The organism is Acidocella sp., assembly GCF_052326845.1.
GTDB lineage: Bacteria > Pseudomonadota > Alphaproteobacteria > Acetobacterales > Acetobacteraceae > Acidocella.
In genome coordinates, this window is record NZ_JBKQJR010000153.1 from 1 (window position 1) to 4783 (window position 4783).

General features: G+C 60.5%; 6 protein-coding genes. 4 read left to right on the forward strand and 2 right to left on the reverse strand.

Annotated features, from left to right (window positions below; translation table 11 throughout):
• A partial coding sequence (locus ACLPJJ_RS10705; protein WP_443590967.1) for an SDR family NAD(P)-dependent oxidoreductase occupies window positions 1-492 on the forward strand: 492 nt, incomplete at its 5' end.
• 303 nt (window positions 493-795) lie between these two features.
• Here the strand turns inward: ACLPJJ_RS10705 and ACLPJJ_RS10710 are convergent.
• Both ACLPJJ_RS10710 and ACLPJJ_RS10715 read right to left on the reverse strand, forming a co-directional pair.
• Window positions 796-1512, reverse strand: a complete 717-nt coding sequence (locus tag ACLPJJ_RS10710; protein WP_443590968.1) for a molybdopterin-dependent oxidoreductase — start codon at window positions 1510-1512, stop codon at window positions 796-798.
• Window positions 1509-2258, reverse strand: a complete 750-nt coding sequence (locus ACLPJJ_RS10715) for a cytochrome b/b6 domain-containing protein (protein ID WP_443590969.1) — start codon at window positions 2256-2258, stop codon at window positions 1509-1511. The genes ACLPJJ_RS10710 and ACLPJJ_RS10715 overlap by 4 nt, the downstream gene beginning before the upstream one ends.
• 18 nt (window positions 2259-2276) lie before the next feature.
• Here ACLPJJ_RS10715 and ACLPJJ_RS10720 point away from each other — a divergent pair, with 18 nt between their 5' ends.
• From ACLPJJ_RS10720 to ACLPJJ_RS10730, 3 genes are all read left to right on the forward strand, one after another.
• Complete coding sequence (locus tag ACLPJJ_RS10720) at window positions 2277-2534, forward strand: pentapeptide MXKDX repeat protein (protein WP_443590970.1); 258 nt, start codon at window positions 2277-2279, stop codon at window positions 2532-2534.
• 97 nt (window positions 2535-2631) lie between these two features.
• Window positions 2632-3243 carry a peroxiredoxin-like family protein gene (locus tag ACLPJJ_RS10725; protein ID WP_443590971.1) on the forward strand — a complete coding sequence of 204 codons (612 nt, stop codon included), beginning with the start codon at window positions 2632-2634 and terminating at the stop codon, window positions 3241-3243.
• Window positions 3244-3246: 3 nt separating this feature from the next.
• Window positions 3247-4116, forward strand: coding sequence for a LysR family transcriptional regulator (locus ACLPJJ_RS10730; RefSeq protein ID WP_443590972.1), 870 nt, complete (start codon window positions 3247-3249; stop codon window positions 4114-4116).
• The last annotated feature ends 667 nt before the right edge of the window (window positions 4117-4783 follow it).

Here is a 4783-nt window from a genome sequence, read left to right on the forward strand (position 1 = left end):
GCGCCGAAGATCAATGGAAATCGGTTTGGCCATGCATGCCGGCCCCCTTCGCCAGCACACATCTTGAATCAGATCAAAGCCGTTTTGGGAATCCCATCCGATTCAATCAGATGGGAATACGCTCTAGCGCAGGGCTCGGGCTCCATCATCAATCTGTCGTCGATCGCCGGTCAGGTCGGTTTCGCCGGCGCCTCGATCTATGCCGCCAGCAAACATGCAGTGGACGGGCTGACGAAAAGCGCGGCGCTGGAGAGCGCCGCCGCCGGCGTGCGGGTCAACGGCGTCGCTCCAGGTCCGGTCGAAACCCCCATGCTGGATCGCTTCACTGGCAGTGATGCCACCGCCAAGGCGGGTTTCCTGCAATCAATTCCCGCCAGACGGGGCGCCGCCCCGGATGAGATTGCCGAAACGATTCTGTTTCTGGCCTCGGACAAGGCACGTTACTTGACCGGCCAGATTATCGCGATCGATGGCGGTTACACGGCGCGGTGATCGCCAGCAAACACGGTTGGCGCCGGCGCGGCGTCACCAATCATCGCCCCCATCCGGTCGGGGCTCAGGCGATGCTCCGCGCCGCCGCGGCTTCCTTGCTCGCGCGCTCGATTCCGCCGGCTTTAGCGGTCCACGAGCACGTCTGCATTGTCGCGTATCCGCTCTGCCTTATCCAACAGCCGCCGTGAATAAGAACGGACCCGCAGCGACGCCAGCCAGCGACATAAAACAACTCCACCACCACTGGGCGGGCCTGCGCCACCGGAGCGGAGCTGAGCAGAAGCAGTGCGGCGACCGCGTACCTCATGAGCCGCTGAACCAGTTGTAGCCCTGGTCCTCCCAATAGCCGCCAGGATAGATGTTGGTGACGGCGATTTGCACTACGGATTTGGAGTTTTTGTGGCCAAGCTTGGTGGGGATGCGCAAGCGGATCGGTGCGCCGAAAGGCGGGGTGAGCGGCTGTTGCAGGAATTTAAGAGCCAATATGGTTTGCGGATGCAGGGCGGAGGGCATGTCGATGCTCGAATAATATCCATCCGCGCATTTGAACGAGACATATTTGCAGGTGGTATCTGCCCCGATGCGGCGAAGGAAGTCGCCCAGCGGCACGCCTTCCCACTCGCCAATCACCCGCCAGCCCTCCACGCAGGTCATGCGGGTGATTTGCGCGGTTTGCGGCAGGGCGTTCAGCGCCGCCAAGGTCCAGGGGGGTTTGTCCTGGATCTGCCCGCCAAGCTCCAGCTTGAAGCTGGCGGGGTCCACCACCGGGGCCTGGCTGATATCGTAGAAGGCATTGAAGCGCGGCGGGTTGGTGATCTGGTCTGGCCGGAAGGTGGGGGCCAAGGTGTGCGGGTTGAACAGGGCCGCCTGCACACGGTCGTTCCAGGCGGACATGGCGTGCAGGAATTTATCCGCAAGGTCGGGGTTGTTCGGGTCCTCGTAATCGCAAGCAGGCAGGGTGCTGACCGCGCCCAGGGCGAGCGCGCGGAACAGCATGGAACGCCGGTTGAAATTGGTCATTTCTCGATCCTCCCGCCGGTGATCATAGGGGGCAGCACTTTTGGCACCATGGCCACCAGCAGCAAATGCACGACCAGGAACGCGGCAATCGCCGACATGGCGAAGAAATGCACGTAGCGCGCCACAAAATACCCGCCGCATAAATCGCAAAAGAACCAAAGCTGCACCGGCTTCCAGATGGCAAGGCCGGAAATGACGATGACCACACCGGCAAACAGCACGCCCTGATACAGCAGTTTTTGCACGGCGTTATACACGCCCTTGTCGTGGGGAAGTTTGAAGGTGAGGGCGGCAACCATGTCCCGCCACACCGCTTGCGGGCTTAGCGGGAAAAATTTCCTGAAATGCCCACTGGCCGCGCTCCAGATAAAATAGGCGAGACCGTTGATTACCAGAAGCCACATGAAGGCCAGATGCCAAGCGATGCCCGCGCCCAGCCATTGGCCGATGGTGACGAGCGGCGGGAAGGTAAAACCGAACAGCGGCGAGGCGTTATAAATCTGCCAGCCGCTGCCGATCATCATGACAATGGTCACGGCATTCAGCCAATGGGTCAGTCGCAGAGGCCAGGGGTGAATCACCCGGCGTTTTGGTTTGGCTTCTCGCATGATAGGTTCCCTTTTGTTCCGGCGCAGATTGCATTCAGTGTCTTGGCAGCGTCCAGGCATGAAATTGATGCCGAAATGGCATTGGCGCGCACAGTTCTTCGCGAGGCATATCCGCCGCACCGGGTTGTTCCGGCTCATTCAACAGGAGATATTCCCATGAAGTCACGTATTTTGTCCGCCGCCCTTTGCTGCCTGGCCCTGACCGCCGGCGCGGCGCTGGCGCAAACCAGCAACAGCATGAGCAGCGACAGCATGTCGCACAACAGCATGAGCAGCGATAGCATGACCAGCAACGGCATGTCGCACGACACGATGACGCCGACCACCAAAAAGACCCACGCCACGCAGGCCAATGCCGGCATGTCATCCAACAGCATGGCCTCTGATGCCACGCCCAACACCATGAATCATTAATCCATTGCCACGGCGCTGATGTGGCACGATAAAGGTGCCACATCAGAGCAATTTGGAGGGTTCAAAAATCGACACGCTGACATCCCGCCTCGGCACGTTGCTCGCCAGCCGCCGCCAGAGCCTGGAATGGGACGCCGCATATCAGGAGATTTTGCTCCGGCTCGACCGTGAAGGGTTTCTCTCGGGCATCATCAGTGTTGGCGCGGCGTTCCCTGATTTTGTGTTGCCCAATGCGGAGGGGCGGCTGGTGGCGCTGGCCGACCATCTGACGCTTGGGCCGGTGGTGCTGTCGTTTTTTCGCGGCGAGTGGTGTCCGTTCTGCAAATTAACGCTGACCGCGCTCACTGAGGCTTTGCCAAGGATCGAGGCGGTGGGCGCAAGCCTGCTGGCCCTGACGCCCGAGACTGGCGGGCTGCCACTGAGCATGAAAAAACGCCATGGCGCGTCTTTCGAAGTGCTGGCGGACGTCGACTTCGGGGTGGGGCTGACGGCTGGCGTGGTCTTCAAAATTCCGAAATTGTACCGTTCGCGGCTGATATCGTCCGGCCTGGATTTCCCGCAGCGTCATGGCAATGCCGCTTGGTGCCTGCCGGTGCCGGCCACCTTCATTATCGCGCCGGACGGGCGCATTGCCTGGCGCTTTGTAGATGTGGATTTTTCGCATCGCGCGGAGCCTGATGATATCGTTGCGGCAATACCGCGGGTGTGAGAGATGGAGCTCTCTCAGGTTAGGTATTTTATAACCCTTTGCCGCACGCTCAATTTTTCTCGCGCGGCGGAACAATGCAATGTCACGCAGCCGGCGTTTTCCCGCGCGATCCAGCGGCTAGAGGAAGAACTCGGCGGCGCGCTAATCTTACGAGAACGCAATCTAACCCAGCTCACCGAGCTGGGCCGCGCTATGCGTCCGCATCTCGAGGCCATGCTGGAAGCCGCCGATGCCGCCACCGCATTGGCGCAGGCAAAGCGCCGGAATTTACAGACCAGTTTAAAAATTGGGCTTGGCCCTGGTATAGGTGCTGCAAGCATTGCGGGCGCGGTGGGCGAGGTAACGAAAATGCTGCCCGATTGCGCGATTCATTTTGATGAATCCGGTCCCACCGCGCTGATTGATGCGATGCTGACCGACCGGCTGGATTGCGCGCTGCTGGCCGAGGATTGTGATTTACCAGAGCGCCTGAACCGCTGGCCGCTCTACACAGAAACCGCAGTGGCGGTGATGCCATCAGAGCATCGGCTGGCGACGCAAAACGCCGTGACCGCACGGGATGTGTTGGACGAGACGCTTCTGGTTGGCGAACGCTGTGGCGATTTTACAAAAGACCTCGAGCAACTGACGGGGCTTTCATTACGGCAGAAACGATGCAATGGCGCTGCCGCGCAGCTTTTGGATCTGGTGGCGGCGGGTCTTGGTATTGCGCTGCTCTCCGGGCGGTTGCGTTTTGCGGCACCGCTGGCGGTAAGAAAATTTATTGAACCTGATCTGACAAGGCGTATTTTGTTGACCGCTGTTGCCGGGCGGCCGCTTAATCCCGCAGCCGCCAGTTTTGTAAAATTGTGCCGAGCTCGGGCATTTTCGTGAAGCGATCTTTGGCCGGCACAGCGCCGGTCGCCAACGCGCCTGACACGCTGCAACCACCTGATCGCAGATGCTTCGCTTACACCAACCCGCCGCGCCGCAGAACAGCAGCTCTCCGCATCGCTCTCAACCACGTCAATCACCCGGTCACGTAAATCCTGGGAATAGACTCTCGGCATGCAAGCTGGCCTCCGACTCCAGCACACACCTTGAATCACAATCACCCCCCGTCGGAAATCTCACGATTCAAGCTATTCACAGAATGCTCTAGTCAAGGAACCGCAGTAAGCGCCCCTCCTTTCATGAACTGGTGTCTGAAGTCGTGCGCTTTTGGCCTGAAGCAGACATCCAGGACCCGTCGAACCTCGGCGCCCCGCCGCCATGCCGGTGGCAAGGCAGGCTTGCAGCAAATATCCGCCCGGCGCCGGCAAGGATGCCGTGCTGAACTTCGCCCGCCCGCCTCGCCGCGCGCAACCACGAGAGTGCGGCGGATATCGCCGCAAGTCTGGCCCGGCCTCAACCAGCGCTGGACGCCGATGCTAACATCGTTAACGACGCAACGCCCGAGGATGCCGGTATCGTCTTCCTCACGGCGCCGGAGCGTGTCACCCCGGCGTGAGCCGTGACCGACGCCACCGGCGAGCCCTCCACCTACACCGCTTCGGTCGTC

Coding starts and splice junctions, on each gene's coding strand:
- ACLPJJ_RS10710 (WP_443590968.1), bottom strand. CDS start 1,512: ATGACCAATTTCAACCGGCGTTCCATGCTGTTCCGCGCGCTCGCCCTG.
- ACLPJJ_RS10715 (WP_443590969.1), bottom strand. CDS start 2,258: ATGAGCCGGAACAACCCGGTGCGGCGGATATGCCTCGCGAAGAACTGT.
- ACLPJJ_RS10720 (WP_443590970.1), top strand. CDS start 2,277: ATGAAGTCACGTATTTTGTCCGCCGCCCTTTGCTGCCTGGCCCTGACC.
- ACLPJJ_RS10730 (WP_443590972.1), top strand. CDS start 3,247: ATGGAGCTCTCTCAGGTTAGGTATTTTATAACCCTTTGCCGCACGCTC.